The sequence below is a fragment of the Nocardia takedensis NBRC 100417 genome (assembly GCF_000308695.1).
Classification (GTDB): Bacteria; Actinomycetota; Actinomycetes; order Mycobacteriales; family Mycobacteriaceae; genus Nocardia; species Nocardia takedensis.
The window spans coordinates 1-16,575 of the sequence record NZ_BAGG01000236.1 but is presented as its reverse complement, the minus strand read 5'-3'; the positions used below and the strand labels follow the sequence as shown (position 1 = coordinate 16,575).

At 67.9% G+C, this 16,575-nt stretch carries 17 protein-coding genes; 13 read left to right on the top strand and 4 right to left on the bottom strand.

What is annotated here, in order from left to right:
* On the top strand, positions 1-327 hold a 327-nt coding region (locus ON30_RS36515; protein ID WP_051030119.1), incomplete at its 5' end, for a DUF1707 SHOCT-like domain-containing protein.
* A 31-nt stretch (positions 328-358) separates the two neighbouring features.
* Here ON30_RS36515 and ON30_RS29120 read toward each other — a convergent pair.
* Entirely contained in the window at positions 359-1,156 is a 798-nt protein-coding gene (locus ON30_RS29120; RefSeq protein WP_245554274.1) for a tyrosine-type recombinase/integrase, read from the bottom strand.
* Between the two features lie 561 nt (positions 1,157-1,717).
* Between ON30_RS29120 and ON30_RS29115 the strand changes: the two genes are divergently transcribed.
* Genes ON30_RS29115 through ON30_RS29105 form a run of 3 tightly spaced genes read left to right on the top strand, consistent with a single transcriptional unit; the run spans position 1,718 to position 4,664 of the window.
* Entirely contained in the window at positions 1,718-2,854 is a 1,137-nt protein-coding gene (locus tag ON30_RS29115) for a tyrosine-type recombinase/integrase (RefSeq protein ID WP_245554273.1), read from the top strand.
* A complete protein-coding gene (locus tag ON30_RS29110) occupies positions 2,851-3,177 on the top strand; it encodes a helix-turn-helix domain-containing protein (RefSeq protein ID WP_040712494.1) in 327 nt (108 codons plus the stop codon). The genes ON30_RS29115 and ON30_RS29110 overlap by 4 nt, the downstream gene beginning before the upstream one ends.
* Positions 3,174-4,664, top strand: a complete 1,491-nt coding sequence (locus ON30_RS29105) for a site-specific integrase (protein WP_051030118.1) — start codon at positions 3,174-3,176, stop codon at positions 4,662-4,664. The genes ON30_RS29110 and ON30_RS29105 overlap by 4 nt, the downstream gene beginning before the upstream one ends.
* 134 nt (positions 4,665-4,798) lie before the next feature.
* Here ON30_RS29105 and ON30_RS29100 read toward each other — a convergent pair whose 3' ends face one another.
* Both ON30_RS29100 and ON30_RS29095 read right to left on the bottom strand, forming a co-directional pair.
* On the bottom strand, positions 4,799-6,490 hold the full coding sequence (locus ON30_RS29100) for a heavy metal translocating P-type ATPase (RefSeq protein WP_051030117.1): 1,692 nt from the start codon (positions 6,488-6,490) through the stop codon (positions 4,799-4,801).
* Positions 6,487-6,849 carry an ArsR/SmtB family transcription factor gene (locus tag ON30_RS29095; RefSeq protein ID WP_040712493.1) on the bottom strand — a complete coding sequence of 121 codons (363 nt, stop codon included), beginning with the start codon at positions 6,847-6,849 and terminating at the stop codon, positions 6,487-6,489. The genes ON30_RS29100 and ON30_RS29095 overlap by 4 nt, the downstream gene beginning before the upstream one ends.
* A gap of 86 nt (positions 6,850-6,935) precedes the next feature.
* On the opposite strand from ON30_RS29095, the gene ON30_RS29090 reads away from it, so the two are divergent.
* From ON30_RS29090 to ON30_RS29060, 7 genes are all read left to right on the top strand, one after another.
* Positions 6,936-7,406, top strand: a complete 471-nt coding sequence (locus tag ON30_RS29090; protein ID WP_040712492.1) for a hypothetical protein — start codon at positions 6,936-6,938, stop codon at positions 7,404-7,406.
* A 247-nt stretch (positions 7,407-7,653) separates the two neighbouring features.
* Positions 7,654-8,301: a DsbA family protein gene (locus tag ON30_RS29085; RefSeq protein ID WP_040712504.1), complete on the top strand. Its 648-nt coding sequence runs from the start codon at positions 7,654-7,656 to the stop codon at positions 8,299-8,301.
* Positions 8,302-8,489: 188 nt separating this feature from the next.
* Positions 8,490-9,023, top strand: a complete 534-nt coding sequence (locus ON30_RS29080; protein WP_040712491.1) for a copper resistance CopC family protein — start codon at positions 8,490-8,492, stop codon at positions 9,021-9,023.
* Positions 9,020-9,670, top strand: coding sequence for a TlpA family protein disulfide reductase (locus ON30_RS29075; RefSeq protein ID WP_051030116.1), 651 nt, complete (start codon positions 9,020-9,022; stop codon positions 9,668-9,670). The genes ON30_RS29080 and ON30_RS29075 overlap by 4 nt, the downstream gene beginning before the upstream one ends.
* A gap of 23 nt (positions 9,671-9,693) precedes the next feature.
* Positions 9,694-10,266, top strand: a complete 573-nt coding sequence (locus tag ON30_RS29070) for a TlpA disulfide reductase family protein (protein WP_040712500.1) — start codon at positions 9,694-9,696, stop codon at positions 10,264-10,266.
* A gap of 67 nt (positions 10,267-10,333) precedes the next feature.
* On the top strand, positions 10,334-11,143 hold the full coding sequence (locus ON30_RS29065; RefSeq protein WP_040712490.1) for a cytochrome c biogenesis CcdA family protein: 810 nt from the start codon (positions 10,334-10,336) through the stop codon (positions 11,141-11,143).
* A 1,044-nt stretch (positions 11,144-12,187) separates the two neighbouring features.
* Positions 12,188-12,799, top strand: a complete 612-nt coding sequence (locus ON30_RS29060; RefSeq protein ID WP_040712486.1) for a hypothetical protein — start codon at positions 12,188-12,190, stop codon at positions 12,797-12,799.
* A gap of 201 nt (positions 12,800-13,000) precedes the next feature.
* Here ON30_RS29060 and ON30_RS29055 read toward each other — a convergent pair whose 3' ends face one another.
* Positions 13,001-13,549 (bottom strand): hypothetical protein, encoded by a 549-nt coding sequence (locus tag ON30_RS29055; RefSeq protein WP_156371422.1) that lies wholly within the window; start codon positions 13,547-13,549, stop codon positions 13,001-13,003.
* A 262-nt stretch (positions 13,550-13,811) separates the two neighbouring features.
* Here ON30_RS29055 and ON30_RS36510 point away from each other — a divergent pair, with 262 nt between their 5' ends.
* Entirely contained in the window at positions 13,812-14,882 is a 1,071-nt protein-coding gene (locus ON30_RS36510; RefSeq protein WP_051030114.1) for a DUF4192 domain-containing protein, read from the top strand.
* Between the two features lie 267 nt (positions 14,883-15,149).
* Positions 15,150-16,181, top strand: coding sequence for a DUF4192 domain-containing protein (locus ON30_RS29045; protein ID WP_040712482.1), 1,032 nt, complete (start codon positions 15,150-15,152; stop codon positions 16,179-16,181).
* Positions 16,182-16,575: the final 394 nt, after the last annotated feature.

Here is a 16,575-nt window from a genome sequence, read left to right as displayed (position 1 = left end):
AACCCTGACCTCCGCGCATCCGACGCCGACCGTGAACAGGCGTTCCAGACCTTGCGCGCCGAGGTCGCCAGCGGCCGGATCACCCTCGACGAGTTCTCCGACCGCGTCGCCCACGCCTACCGGGCCCGAACGGTCGGCGACCTGCAAGCCCTCACCCGCGACCTGCCGACACCCGCACCGCAGCCCACGAGCCCCGCACCCGCCTCGGCCATCACCCTGCCCGTCGTGGTGATCGCCGCGATTGCGCTACTGGTCGTGCTCGGGGTCGCGGTACTGCTGTGGATGACGGTGATGATGCAGCACATGGGCCCGATGATGGGACGCTGACCAACCAAGCCGTGCCACTCCCATCCGTGGGTTATCGCCTTCGTCGGGCGGCCGGATCGGTCTGAGCCTGCCACCGGATCAGGGCCTCCACGGACGGGCGAGAGTATTTCCCGAGGGACCGGACCGAGGTGTGCCCGCTCATCCGCATCAGCATCGGCGTCGACGCCCCCTCTTCGGCGGCGTGGGTGAGCTTCGAATGCCTGAGCTGATGCAGCGTGAACGGGCCACGGTTGAACTCGCTGGTGTGGCGTTCGAATAGCTCGGCCGCCCGCCGATACGACAACCGCCCGCACAGCATCGACGGATCGATATCATCCACGGCCACACCGGGTTTGGCCTTGCGATCGGTCAGGAACACCGGGCCCTTCTTCCGGCCGGCCAGCAGTCGCGGCAATAGCCGCGCGGTACCGGTCTGCCACGCCACCACATCCCTCGCCCCGCCTTTGCGGGTCACGGTGCCGCACCGGTTCGCCATATCCAGATCCTGGATATCGAGCATCAACAGCTCGTCGGCACGGGCGGCGGTCTCATAGAGCATCGTCCACAGAACCCGTTCGCGCAGCGGCACATCCGCCGCGAGCAGCTGGGTCACCTCGTCACGGGTCATCGCCCGAGAGTGATCAGGTGGCACCTTCCGCGGCACCAACCGGACCAGCGGATCCCCGACCAGCCACTCCTGTTTGCGCCAGTACTCGCACGCACCCCGCAGAGCGGCCAGGCGCACGTTGAACGTCTGCGGCGACTTGCCGCCCCATTTGAACGTGAACCAGCCACCCACCCGCTCGGCCTCCAGCACGCCCACATCCGAGTCGGCACCGAAGTCGCGCACAAGCTGATTGAGGGCGATGGCGTAGCCGCGGCGGGTGGTTGGCGACCGGCATAGTCGCCAAGTACGTCCCGACAGCGTCGGCCAGCCGCACGCCCCGCACCGGCAACGCCCGCACCTGACCCACGTTCAGTCCTTTCGCCCGGGTCACCGGAGCCCAATCGGCGCTACCGCAGATAATTTACGGAGTCGCCTCGCCCGGGGAGAGGCATCACGCCAGCTCGAGACCGAGGTTACCGCAGATAACAGGCCATTGTCTGCGGTAACTCCTTAGCGCGACTTTTCACGGATCTGGCCATTGTGATTGCAATTTCATCGGATGCAAGACTCCGGTCGGTCTGCATACGAAGGGGCGCCCTGCCTCGAGTGCATGAGATGAATCGGCAAATACCTCAGGTCAATGGGACTGCCGAAGGTTCGGTGAGTCAGGGCACCGGTCCGGGATCGCCCGAGCCTACCAGTCATTCCTGGGAGCGCTGGGGTCGCCAGTGCTCGCCGTCGACCAGGCGATTTGCCTAGCTGATTAGGTTTGATGAAATATTCTTACGTTTGATGTAAGCGCTCGTGAAGGGTGGTGCATTGGGCGTAGACGGCAAGGTGCCGGGATCGGCGGCGCTGCATCTGGTGGACGGGCTGTCTCTGCTGCGGCCGGAGGAGCAGGTGCTCACCGCGATGCTCGACGGCTGGCGCAATCAGCAGCTGGCGCGGAATCTGGCGTTCTCCACGATTGGCGGTCGTGAGCGAGGGGTGCGGGCGTTCGCGGATTACGCGGACGCCTTTCCGTGGCATTGGAAGGCGCAGCATGTCGACGAATGGCTCGGTGACCTGCGGGCGGTGCGCAATGCGAAGCGGTCGACGCTGCGCAACTATCAGGAGGCGGTGCAGCTGTTCTGCGCCTATCTGATCGACCCGGCCTATCAGTGGGCGACGGTGTGTGAGCAGCGGTTCGGCACGCACCCGGTGCAGGTGGTGCACGAGTGGAACACCGCCGAGCACATCGACGAGGCCGAATCCGATTCCGGCAAGCGGGCTTTCACCCGCAAGGAGTTGATCGCGCTGTTCGACTACGCCGACGAACAGGTGGTGCGCATCCGCGAGGCCGGGCGCAAGGGCTGGCTCCCAGCGTTCCGCGACGCCGCGCTGCTGAAAACGGCCTACGCATTCGGCTTGCGGCGCAACGAAATTCGGATGCTCGACACCGCCGACTTCGGGCGTAATCCCGATGGTCCGGAGTTCGGGGAGTACGGGGCAGTCTATGTCCGCCACGGCAAGGCAAAGAAGGGCTCGACGCCCAAGCGGCGCAGCGTGCTGGCGATCTGGGACTGGTCGACCGAAGTGCTGGCCGAGTGGATCGAGGAATACCGGCCACTGTTCCCTACCGCCGGGTCACCGGCGTGCTGGCCGTCCGAACGCGGCCCACGGATCGGCCTGAGCACGCTCAACACACGGCTGGCCGCCTACCGTGACGAGCTCGGCTTGGACCCTGCGCTGGACTTCCACTCACTGCGGCGAAGCCACATCACCCACCAGGTCGAGGATGGTTTCGACGCTAGATTTGTCCAGGAGCAGGCCGGCCACGAACATGCTTCAACGACGTCGATTTACACCTGCGTGTCCTCGGACTACCGCACCCGCACGCTACGGCGGGTGCTGGATACGACCGTAGCAGCCGCGCTGAAACAGCCCGGGAGGAAACGATGAAACGTCGAGTCAGCTACCAGTGGCGGTTGCGGGAGACGATGGCCGCGGCGGGCATGTTCGCCGCCAACGACCTGGAACCGCACCTGCACGACCGCGGTATCAAACTGTCCTCGGTGCAGGTCTGGCGGCTGGTGACCCAAACCCCCGAACGGCTGTCGCTGCCGGTCCTGGCCGCGCTTTGCGACATATTCGATTGCACCCCAGCGGATCTGATCGCCACCAAGGCCGAGAACCAGGCCCGCAAGGCCGTCGCCGGCGACAAGGTCGTCGACATGAACACCACGATCCGGCCCAAACGCGCGCGCATCCGCGTCGAGGAATGAGACCCTCTTACAAGAACGCCGGACAGTACGAGCGCTGGCACGTCCGCGACTGCGTCCGATGCGGTCGGCGCGCCGGCAAGGCCGCGAACTGGGAAGGATCGATCTGCCGCACCTGCTACGCCAAGGCAGTGCGGTGTCACGGCCACTGTCCCGGATGCGGCAGCGACCGACTGCTCCCGGGCCGCCGATCCGGCGACGCGGCACCGATCTGCCGGGACTGCGCCGGAATCACCCGAGACTTCTTCTGCGACAGTTGCGGATTCGAAGGTGAACTGCACGGCGGACGACTCTGTACCCGCTGCACCCTCGCCCGGCAGCTACGCGAACTGCTCGACGACGGCACCGGCCAGATCCACCCTCAACTCGCCCTCTTGGTTGACGCCGTGCTCGGCATGCCCGAACCCCTGACCGGACTGAAATGGCTGCGCAGCACCGGCGTTCGCGGCCTGTTGGCTGACCTCGCGGCTGGACGGGTGCCGATCACCCACGACGCCCTGAAAGAGCTGCCCAACCAGCGGGCCGTCGCCTATCTGCGTGATCTGCTGATGAGCTGCGGCGTCCTGCCCACGGTCGACAAGCAGCTGTTGCACGCAGAGGCGCTGTTGCACCGCAAATTGACCGAACTGGCCGACAGCCCGCACTTCCGGATGCTGCGGCAATTCACGCTCTGGCATCAACTTCCCCGGCTTCGCCGCCGCGCACGACGCGGCCCGGTTGTCGACGCCGGCCGCTATTACCTCGGTGCGGTTGAGGAAGCGGCCCGGTTCTTGGCCTGGCTCGATGAGCGCGGCACCCAGCTCGGCGAGTGCGCCCAGGCCGATGTCGACCTCTGGCATGCCCAGGCCCTCGCGCACCGTCGCCAGTTGGCGCGTCCGTTCCTGATTTGGGCGAAAAGCACCGGACGTATGCCCAAACACGGCATCCCGACCACGACGGCCGGAGCCGGGAAACCCATCACCCAGACCCGTCGCCTCGCCCTGCTACGCCGGGCACTGACCGACCCGCGTCCGCCGCTGCGGTCCCGCGTTGCCGCCGCGCTCATGCTGCTCTACGGCCAGCCCGTCGCTCGTCTCGTCCGACTCACCATCGACGATGTCGTCAACGACGACGGCCAGGTGCTCATCCGGCTGGGCACACCACCGTTGCCGGTCCCCGAACCGCTGGCCGGAATGCTGCCGGAACTCGTCGACAACCGGCAGAACATGACCACCGTCAACCCGGAAAGCCAATGGCTGTTTCCCGACCGCCGGGCAGGGCAACCGGTGCATTTCAGCACCCTGCTCGGACATCTCCGCCAAGACCTCGGTCTGCCCGCTCAGGCCACGAAGTCGGCCACGCTCCGCCAGCTCGTCCTCCAAGCACCAGCACCCGTCCTCGCCGACGCACTCGGCTTCTCCGCCAAGCACATGACCCGGGTCTGGGGCGAGGCCGGTGGAAGCTGGACGACCTACTCCACCAGGGAAACCGGCCACCACTCAACGACGTGATCCGGGGGAATACAGACCAGTTGAATACGGATCCTTACCAGTCGAACACTGCGCCAGAAAGGGCGAAACACATTGCAGAGCAATCTATCTCGCGAATCGAGGGTGTCAGATATCGCTTAGCGCGACTTTCCTCGTCACTGGACCCCATATGCCGTTTCGATGGCGACGTCGGTGCCCATCGCGCCCATCGCGATCCCGACATCGGCGGTGGCCAGGGCGGGGGCGTCGTTGACGCCGTCGCCGACCATCGCGACCGCGCCGGAGCCGGTGGCGCGCAGGGTGTCGATGAGGGCGGCCTTGTCGCTGGGGTGCAGTTCGGCGTGGACGTCGTCGATACCGGCTCGGGCGGCCAGCGCGGTGGCGGTGCGTGCGTTGTCCCCGGTGAGCATGGTGACCGAGATCCCGGCCGCGCGTAGCGCGGTGACGGTGTCGGCGGCCTCGCGACGCAGTTCGTCACGGATCGCGATGACACCGAGCACGGCAGACCGGTGTTCGATGACCGCGACGGTGTTGCCCGCGTCCTGGAGCCGGTCGATCTCGGCGCCCAGGCTGGGCGCGGGTATCCAGGCGGGTTTGCCCAGCCGGGCGGGCGCACCGTCGACGGTTCCTTCCAAACCCGCGCCGGGCACTGTGGTGACCTCGGAGGCAGGGGTGACGGTCGGGGCGGCGGCGAGGATCGCGGCGGCGAGGGGGTGTTCGCTGTGGGCTTCCAGCGCGGCGGCCACGGCGAGAACCCATGCGGTTTCGATGCCTTCGGCGGTGACGATCTCGGTGACCACGGGCTGGTTGCGGGTCAGTGTCCCGGTCTTGTCCAGGGCGACGGCACCGACCGCGCCGAGGGTTTCCAGCGCCGCTCCGCCCTTGACCAGGACACCGAGTCGGCTGGCCGCGCCGACCGCGGCGACGACGGTGACCGGGACCGAGATCGCCAGCGCGCACGGCGCGGCGGCGACCAGGACGACCAGTGCCCGTTCGATCCAGACCGCCGGATCGCCGAGCAGGGCTCCGATTCCGGCGATGAGAGCGGCCAGGACCATGATCGCGGGCACCAACGGTGCCGCGATGCGGTCGGCGATCCGTTGCCGGGTGCCCTTGCGCTGCTGGGCGTCTTCGACGATGCGGACGAGTTTGGCCAGCGAGTTGTCCGCGACGGTCGCGGTGGCTTCCAGGGTGAGGACGCCGTTGGCGTTGATCGAGCCCGCGTACACGGTATCACCCGGCCCGACTTCGACCGGCATCGACTCACCGGTGATCGCCGACGTGTCGATCGAGGACCGTCCCTCGCGCACGATCGCGTCGCTGGCGACGCGTTCCCCTGCGCGGACCAGCATGCGATCCCCGACGACCAACTCCGCCGGGTCGATCGGTGTCGGGATGCCCTCGCGCAGGACGCTCACCCGGTCGGGGACCAAGGCCAGCAGCGCGCGCAGGCCCCGGCGGGCGCGGGCCAGGGAGTAGTCCTCGAGGGCCTCGCTGATGGAGAACAGGAACGCCAGCGCCGCCGCTTCGGCGTACTGGCCCAGTAACAGCGCACCGATCAGCGCGATGGTCATCAAGGTGCCCACCCCGATGCGGGCTCGGGCGACCCCGCGCACGGTAGCGGGCACGAAGTTCCATCCACCGATCGCCGCGGCGGCGAGGTAGGCCAGCGTCGCCGCGGTGTCGGCACCGGCCAGGTCGGTGAGGAAGCCCGCGATCAGCAGGACTCCGGCCACCGCCGCGAATTGCACTTCACGGACCTGCCACAACCGCTGCCGGACCTGTTCGGCGCCGGATTCGTGTTCGGAGGTCTTGTGTTCGTCGGGGCCGCAGCACGCGTCACTCATCGGATCTGGCCGTTCACATCGGCGGTGAGGGCGGCCTCGAGCAGGGCATGGGCACGCGGGTCGAGCCGGTACATCACCAGCTTCTTGTCCCGGCGGGACTCGACCAGTCCCGCCGATCGCAGGTGGCGCAGATGATGCGACACCAGCCCCTGGGAAGCTCCGACGATCCAGGCCAGATCACACACGCACAGCTCATCGCCCACGTGCAGCGCGTAGGCGATCCGCAGACGGGTGGGATCGCCCAGCGCCCGCAAGCGCTCGGCGCGCAGCGCGATCTGCTGTGCGGCGGGCAGGCTCGTTCGCAGGGACTCGGCATGGTCGAAGTCGATGCACAACAGCTCGCAGCGGTCGTCGGTCATAGTGTCAATCTAATATCCGTTGATATGTTCGGGCAATGGGTGGGGTGTGCGCCCACCCCCGACACCGCAGCGCTACCCTCTCCGGTATGCCGACCAGCCCCGATGCCCACGCGGTCCCGCGTGCCCGCATCGGCTGGCTGTTGGCCGCGCTCGGCGCGGTCCTGGCGATCCTGCTCGCCCAAGCCGGGAGCTGTCACGACTCGGTCACCGTGTGCGGGGACGAGACGATCTGCGCGACAGTGATCACCGGCCTGGGCCAGGCGGGGGCAGCGATGGCCGAAACCGTCGACCCGACACCGGAGTTCGCGGACTTCGGTGTCCTGCTCGCCCACGTCGCCGCTGATGCCGCGCCTGTCGTTCCGATGCCGACAGATCCGGCCGAGGTGCTCGGGCTGTGTGTGGCGCTGCTGCTCGCGCTGCTCGCCGCCGCTGTCGCGCTGACACGGTCGGGCGCGCTGCGCGCGGTGGTGGCGGGTGCCGAGCCTGTTCGAGTTCGTGCATCCGCCAGGACGCCGGTCGCGGTGTCGCTGACCATGTTGTGCGTGCTGCGGACATAGCCCACCTCACCCTCACCACCGCCGGACCTCACGGGCTCATGAGGCACTGACCGGCTGGGGCTGGCGTGCGCCCGATTCCGCGACGCGCTGCGCCCGGCGGCTCGAGCCTGGTTCCCCCCTTCTTTTTCGTTCCCTGTCCCAGGGATCTCCCCGTTGTTCCGATGGCGTGCTCGCTCGCGGGCGAGCGACGCCGTCGCCGTGTCGTGTGTCGACACGATGACGAAAGGTCGACGCGATGCTCGCGAAGATGACGCTCAGCACGAAAGTCGCCGCCCTCGTGGTGGTCGCGACGCTCGGGGTGATCCTCACCCTGGTCCTGATCAACCGCTCCTCCACCGAGACGGCCGCCACCGGGGGCGGCTCGGCGCTGGTGCGCCCCGACAGTCACCGACTCTCGATCGCTCCCGACGGCAAGGTCACCGTGGTGGAGTTCCTCGACTTCGAATGCGAGGTCTGCGGCGCGGCCTTCGCCGGGGTGGAACAGCTACGCGCCGAATACAGCGACCGGGTCACCTTCGTGGTGCGCTACTTCCCGATCCCGAGTCACCGCAACGCCGAGACCGCCGCACGGGTCGTGGAGGCCGCCGGGCAGCAGGGGCAGTGGGAACCGATGTACCGCAAGATGTTCCAGACCCAGGCGCAATGGGGCGATCAACAGGTCTCCCACGCCGACACCTTCCGTGGATTCGCCCGCGAACTCGGACTCGACATGGCCCAGTTCGAGGCCGCCTGGACCGCCCCCGACACCGGAACCCGCGTGCTGGCCGACCGCGCCGACGGCATGAGCCTGGGCGTACAAGGCACCCCGACCTTCTTCATCAACGACACCCGATTCACCGGACGACCCACCTACGCGGCACTCAAAGCCGCCATCGACACCGCACTGGCCGCATGAGCACGCCCACGACCCCCGCCACGCGCCGTCACCGCACACCGGTGCGCGCCACATCCGAATCCGGTTGCGCAGAAAGGGGATATCCCATGTCCGACCAGACTCCGGATCCGACTCGACCACTCGCCGCGGCCGCCGATATCCGCCCATTACAGACCTTGTCGCGGTCACGTCCGTCTCCATCCAGGGGTGTGGCCAGAGCGGTCGTGGTGTTGATCGTCTCGGTGACAGCCTGGATCGGCGCCATCACCACTGCCGCCGCCCACAGCGAGTTGATCGACTCCGACCCCGCGCCCGGCGCGGTGCTCGCCCAGGCCCCGGCAGCGGTCACCTTGACGTTCAACCAGAAGATCGGCGAGCAGTTCGCGACCGTCATCCTCGTCGGCGCCAACGACACGACCTGGCACGACCGGGTCAGCGTGGACGGCACCCACGTGCGGGCTTCGGTCCGCCCCGCCATCCCCTCCGGGGACTACACCGTCGGCTACCGCGTGGTCTCCGCCGACGGACACCCGATCTCGGGATCGTTCCGGATCACCGTGACCGCCACCGCCGATACCACCGCGCTCACGCCACCCGCGTCACCGCCTGCCGCCGCACCTGCGGCGACCGCGCCACCCGCCGAGCAGGCCGGGTTCCTCGTCCCGGCGGTCTTGGCGGCGGTCCTGGTCGTGCTGGTGATCGCCGCGGTCGTCGTACTCCGCCGTTCACGCAAGACCCGATGAACACCGAGGTGCGCACCGACCCCCGCCACCCGTCCCTGCCGTCGACCGCCGCCCGGCGCTACCTCGCCGTGGCGATCGTGCTGGTGGCCACCCTCCTCGCGTGGTGGGCCTCGACCACCCCCGAACCCAGCGCGCTCGCCGACAACGACACCATGGTGATCTCACCGTCGCCGGATCCGAACGCCGGCGGTGCCCTCGCGCAGTGTCCAGGCCAGGCCGCCCCGAGTGGTGCGAGAACCGCGCTGCACGGCATCCGCGCACGATGTCTGGGCGGTAGCGACGCCGTCGACCTCGGTGCCGCGCTCGCCGACGGGCCGGTCCTGATCAACCTGTGGGCATCCTGGTGCGGGCCGTGCCGTACCGAGATCCCGGTCCTCGACGCCTACGCCCGCCACCCCGACGCGATCACGGTCGTGGGCTTCAACATCGAGGACCGGCCCGACACCGCTCTCGCACTCTGGCGCGGCCTGGGCGTCACGTATCCGTCCTTCGTCGACCTCGCCGACGCGCGCGCCGCGCTCGCGGCCCCGCCGGTGCTGCCCCTGACCTACCTGCTGCGCGCCGACGGCACCCTGCGACGGATCACCACACCGGCGGTGTTCGACCACCTCGACCAGATCCACACCGCCGTCCAGGAGAACCTGTGACCTTCCCACTATCCCGCGTCGGCATGCTCGCCACGGCGGTCGCGATCAGCGCGACGCTGCTGAGCGGATGTTCTCTGCTCGACCCGCCCCGTTCGTCGAGCACCTTCGACTTCGTCTCCCCAGGCGGCAAGACCGACATCTTCTACGACCCACCCGAGACCCGGGGCGAGATCGCGCCGTTGGCAGGCCCGGACCTGATGACCGACCAACCGATCTCCAGCGCCGACCACAGCGGCAAGGTCGTGGTGATCAATATCTGGGGACAGTGGTGCGGTCCCTGCCGTGCCGAAGCCGACGACCTCGAACGCGCCTACGCCGCCACCAAGGACTCCGGGGTCGAATTCCTGGGCATCAACGTCCGCGACCCCCAACGCGACAAAGCCCGAGACTTCGTCACCGACTACAAAATCGGCTACCCCTCGATCTACGACCCCTCCATGCGAACCCTGCTCGCCCTCGGCGGGAACTTCCCGACCAGCGTCATCCCCGCCACCCTCATCCTGGACCGACGCCACCGCGTCGCCGCGGTCTACCTGCGCTCCCTACGTACCGAAGACCTCCAACCGGCCGTCGAACGAATCGCCGCCGAACCATGACCCGACCCCGCCATGTCCCCGCCCGGCCACTGGCCGCGACCCGCACCCGACACATCCAGGACCACCCGTGACAGCGCTGGCCTCCGATATCGGCACCACCTTCCAGAACCTCACCGCCACCGGCCCCCTCGCACTCGCGATCGCCGCCTGCATGCTCGCCGGACTCGTCTCCTTCGCCTCCCCCTGCGTGGTACCGCTGGTTCCCGGCTACCTGTCCTACCTGGCCGCGGTAACCGGAGCCGAAGCACCCGCAACCAGCGTCGCCGTGGCCCGCGCAGCGCCCCCGCCCGGGCGCTGGCGTGTCACCGGGGCCGCGCTGCTGTTCGTGGCCGGATTCACCGTGGTGTTCGTACTGGCGACCGCGTCGGTATTCGGCGCGATCACAGTCCTGCGGGTCAATCAGCAGCTGCTCCAACGCGGCGGCGGTGTCATCACCATCGTCATGGGTCTGGCGTTCCTCGGGCTGATCCCCGCGCTCCAAAACGACACCCGCCCTACCCCGCGCCGAATATCGACTCTGTCAGGAGCGCCCGTGCTCGGCGCGGTATTCGCCCTGGGATGGACCCCGTGCCTGGGCCCGACACTGGCCGGAGTGCTCTCGGTATCCGCAGGCACCCACGGCACCACCGCCGCACGCGGTGTCACCCTCATCGCCGCCTACTGCCTCGGACTGGGCCTGCCCTTCCTCGCGCTGGCCTTCGGCTCGGCCAAAGCCCTGCACGGACTGTCCTGGCTGCGCAGACACACCCGCACCATCCAGATCACCGGCGGAGTCCTACTCCTCGCCATCGGCATCGCCCTGCTCACGGGCGCCTGGGAGACATTCGTCGGCTGGCTACGCAACGAATTCGTCACCGCAGTCGTCCTACCCATCTGAACCCCCACCCCAGAATCGCTACCAAACATGATCGCGGCGACGACTTGTTCAGTGCCCAGCGACCCGAGCGCCTCAGCACCGAGATAGACGGCGTGGCCCTTCTGATGACTGCGGGACCGATGCCTGAACACGGCAACGAACCACCTGGGGGACTTCCCCTCCCGCTCCATCTGGCTCGTATCCACTGGTCAGACAGCAAATCGACACGCAAGCAGGTCGACCATGTCATCAATCACTTATGACTGCGTCATCACGAAAAAGTGATAAATCGGACAAAAAATCGCCTAAAAAACCCTCTACCTGCACTTTTAAGGTGTGAGAATGGAGCCGCCTGGGGGAATCGAACCCCGCACCGCCTCCGTGAGAACGCCCTGATCAGCGGTCCATGGTGCCGCATCTTCGCTGCTCAAACCACGTTTCAGAACGCGTCACTGCATTTCAGAACTTAAACCTACCATCAACTGATGACATGGTCATCACAGACAAATCGGACTCGCCCGGCGCTTCTCTGATGACGGCGTCATCACCCGTCACCACGGCGTAGGCGCGCCGACTGAACACCCGCGAAATTTCGGGCAGTAGTCGATGCAACGAACATCCGACCGGGCATGTGATCTACGAACCGATCCGCAACCTCGGCCGCCAACCGCGTCGTCGCCGCGTCGCTTGTAGCGGTCACGGCCGGACTTCGCCGATTCTGCGGATACTCCCACCCACCTATCTGACGCCCGGCAGTCGACGCCGAGATGTGATTTGACACACAGATCACACCTTGGCCGTCTCGCCACACTCAACCCTTCACGTCCACCGTGTCACCTCCGAGCGGAAACCCACCTGGATTTACCAGGTATTTGCCAGTTCGCGGCCTTTCGAACCGACCGTCCGGGGCGTATCCGGGAAAGGAAACAGACCATGCGTTACGCAGATTCGGATCATCGACACATCCGCGCCGGCGGTGTTCAATACGATTTGCCAGAGGTTTCATCGCAGGCATCCCCGCGTCGCCGTGAGGTCGACGTGGTTGCCCGATCGGGAGATCCGCGGATGGAGATCGACATCACCTGCCCGAGTTGCGGGCGGCTGGACTGGGTGCAGAGTGTGCCCGCGTTGTGCTCGGACGGGACCGCAGTCTCGTTCGGCAGCGGATCGTATTCGGGGTTCGGTATCTCGAGCGGTGGGTTGGTGCCGGTGTTCGGCACCATGACCGTCGATCGCACCCATACCTCCGCGTTGGCCGGTAGTTTCGCTCGCGAACCCGCCTGGAAGCCGACGCGACGGCTGACCCGTTGGGGCTGTCTGTTGCTGATTCCCGCGTTCTTCATGGCCCTCGTCCTGACCCTCGGCATCATCTTCTCCACGGACCCAGGAGGAGGCCAGGTGAACATGGCTCTGGCAGGGGTGTTCATGGTCGGGTTCACCGCGTCACCGGGCCTGTTGTGCCTGGCTGTCGTGTGGGCTCGCTGGCGTCACAACAACCGGATCCGGCGCGGGCGCCCGGCTGCGCACGGGCTGTGGCGGGCCGGGTTCTACTGCCATCGGTGTGGTTGGGCGTTCTGGCCGTATTCGCCGGTGGCGGGTATTCCGGTGCGACAGCCGTTGTCGCCGCAGCAGTTCCGCGGGTATGTGTGGCAGGTCGGCCGCTACTTCGTCAGCTGATCCACCCTCCTGTAGCACGCATCCCATCGGCGGATACTCACCCCGTTCATCCTCGAACGAATCGCCGTCCCTGAGTCGGTGAACTGTTGCGAGGTCGTTGGCAATGCTGTGTTTCAGCGTCGGCCAACGAGCCAAGCGATTCGGTGCTCGCTGACGGTGTGACGCGCAACTGATCCGAAGTGGTCGCTGCCGAGCCCGGCGTCATGTCGATTGGTCGGTCGGTGCCGAGTCACCCGCTGTCGTCGGTGGTCGAGCACTGCCGGTACCGGCCTGTGGCTCCTCGGTCTGCACGGCGTGGTCGGGGGTGGTGTCGGTCGGTGCGGCGACGTCGGCGGACTCGGCTGGCTCGTTGGGCTGTGTTCGAGCGAGGGTGATGAGTTGGCGGACTTGTTTCGGGGTGATCTCGAGCAGGTCGGCGACGTCGTCGTCGGTGTGGCCGGGCTGGTCACGAATGATCGCCGCCGCGTGGCCCTGGTCGGCGCGCAGACCCGCGATCTGGGTAGCGGCTTCGTCTTCGACGACGCTGATCCGGCGTCGTAGTTCGGTGATCTCGGCGTCGCGTTTGGTCTCGCACGCGGTGATCGCCTGCCAGTCGGTGAGGTAGCGGCGCACCGCCGCGGACACTTCGCGGTCGCGTTCGCGGGCGAGTTCGCGGCGTCGGCGCACCCGCTCACGTGAGCGCTGCACCCGCTGGGTCATTTCCGGTGATCGAGCCGTGCGCGGCGAGCGCGGTGGTCGACGTTCAGCCATGTGCTGACCTCCAACAAATCCGGCCAGCCTGCTGATCCTCCACCACCGATGCTACTCCCCGCCCGCGGGCGTGATCACCGATCGTGTCCTCGCGTCCGACAGACGACCACCGCGACGTCACCGCCCTGTTCAGGGTCGTCCCCCGACCGACAGGCATCGACGGCGCTCCGCGGTGCTTGCTCGCTGTGGCGTTGCGCTGCGGCCCCTGTTCCCGCACACCGCCATCGACATCCCCGTATCGCTCACCGAAAGGAGTTTCGCCGTGTCCACCCCCATCCCATTCCCGTCTGCGAGCCGGTTGATCGCGTCGGTGCCCGGCATCATCGGGTTCCTCCCGCAGCGATCGTTGATCCTGATCCTGATCCCGGCCACGACCGATCCCGGCCACGACGAGCCGGCGGCGCTTCCCCACTTCGATCTCACCGAGGATCCCGCCTCGATCACCGACCGCCTCGCTCCCCTGCTCACGACGCTGGGTCCGGCGATCGGTTACGTGCTCGTCATCGACGACCGACTACACCCTCCACACCACGACCCGACCACGACCACGACCGGCCAGATCCGCCATCACCGCCTGGTCGAACACGTGGTGCGCGCGTTGACCGACAGTTCTGTCCGGTGGCAGGGGAGCTTCGCGACTACCGCGATCGTGGCGGGCGGGGTGTGGTGGTCGCTGTCGGGGCCCGCCGATTCCGGGACCCTACCCGACCCCGCTCACTCCCCCTTCGCGCGCGAGCGCGCGGCGCTCGGGGTACCGGTGCTGGCGTCCAGGACCGCGCTGGCCGACTCGCTGGCTACCGATCCCGCACTCGCCGAACAGGTCTCGGCGGCACTGCCCCAGGCTCTCGCCGACGTCCACGGCCGCCGCGCGGGGATCGCCCACGCCGAGGCGATCTCGGATCAGGACCGTCGTGACCTGGAAGCGGTGCTGTATGCGATCGCCGATCACGCCGCCGGGGAGGAGTTCACCGCGGGTCGCCTCGCACGGCTGGGGGCCGCGCTCGGTATCCCGGCGGTGGAGCGATGCCTGCCCGCGACCGCCGCCGGTGCGCACGCCGTCGCGGCCGAGGGCTTGTGGGTGTTGTTGACCCGCAGCCTGACCGGCCCCCACCGCGCCCACCCGGCGGTTCTGCTCGCCCGCAGCGCCCACCTGCGCGGCGACGGCGTGCTGGCCCGGATCGCCGTCACAACAGCGCTGGAAGCCGACCCCGCCGACCTCTACGCCCGCCTGCTCTACGCCGTGATCGAACGCGGCCTGCCGCCCCGGGCACTGAACCGGCTCACCCGCTCGGCCACCACCGCCGCCGCCGACCTCGGCATCACCATCGGCTGAGAACCCCGGCATCCGCTACTCGGCCGCCGGGGTCCGCGCACAGCCACCCCGCGCCCGGCGCATCGCAGCACCGGCACCTCCGCCGAATCGGCGAAAAACGGGTTGCCGTACCGATATCAGCCGCTCAGCGCAGCCGCAGCCGAACCGAAATCGTCTGTCACACCCTCGGATACGTGCCTGTAGCCGAACTACGCAGCCGCGATGGACACCACGGCAGCGGCGGCACTCCCATCTATCTCCCTATCTCCACCAGCGAAGGGATCTCTCGTGCTCGACTACGAAACGCCGTCCCCGCCGCGCGAGTGGATCACCTCGATCCACTCCGCGTTGGACTTCACCCCGACCCGATCACTCATCGTGATCGGGCTCCCCGACCAGCACACCGACCAAGCCCGTGCTTCGGTGTCGTGCGTCGAATTCAGCGCCAGCGCACCGATCCTTGCTGCGTGGCTGCGACGCCGCCTCGCCTCCGCCGATACCGGGATCGGATACGCGATCCTCATCGACGACCGCCTCACCCCCACGACCACACCCGAATCCGACCATCCCGGATACCGGCTGACCGAATACCTCACCGACGCATTCGCCGGAGGTCCTGTCCCGATCGCGGCGAGCTGGGCGACCCACGCACTCACCCCCGACCAACCCTGGTGGCCGCTGCCCGCGACCGAGGACTCGACCACGACACGGCACCTCCCCGCCACGCTTCCCGCCTTGTCCCACACCCAACGCTTGGGCGAGGTATTGACACCGGACCTCGACCTGTTCGACGCGGTCACCGCCGAGCTCCCGGCCGCGCTCGACGCACGCGCGTGCCGCCTCTGGGCCGACCACGACGAGCACGTGCGCGATCTCGACCGCCGCGACCTGGAACTGGTCCTCGAGACGATCGCCGATATCGACGACGGCGCCACCCCGACCGCGCGGCGACTCGCGCGCGTCGCTGTCGCCCTGTCGGTTCCCGCGGTCTCCCAATGCCTGCACGCCACCGCCGCGAGCGAATACGCCGACATCGCCGAGACGTTGTGGGCACTGTTGGGTCGCTGCCTGAACGGGCCGCTGCGCGCGACCCCGGTGATGTTGCTGGCCTACAGCGCGTTCCTGCGCGGTGACAGCGAACTGACCGCGGTCGCGACCTCGGTCGCGCTGCACGCCAACCCCGGCGAAATCACCGCACGGCTGATCTACGCCGCCTTCGACAACCCCCTGCTCGCCGAGTCCCTCGACATCAACGTGCGTTTCGGCGCCGCCGCCGCGACCGACCTCGGAATCACCATCGACCACACCGGCACCGACTGAACCACCGCGCCGTCCGACGACCCGCCGCCGGCCCGGCGCGCGGTCACGCCACCGCGCCAGCGATCCCCTCGGGCCGCACCACACCCGGCGCGACCTCACCGGCACCGCCCAGTCACAGGCCGCCACCCGACGGGATCGACACCTACCCGACGCGATCGACCGACTCCGGTTACCGGGTGCTCGCGTCTTCCCGCCTCTGCTTCGCCCTGGCGGGCGACTTCGACCGAGAAAGGCGGTCCGTTCCGTGCCCATGTCCATCATTACCGGCCCCGCCGTATCGCGTGGCACCCGCCGCGCCCGCCGCCCGGTCATTTCCCTTGGTGCGGTGGATTTCTCGCTCGCACCGGGCCCGGACCTGCTCGACTACGACCACTATCTCCTGTCGCTGTCGGGA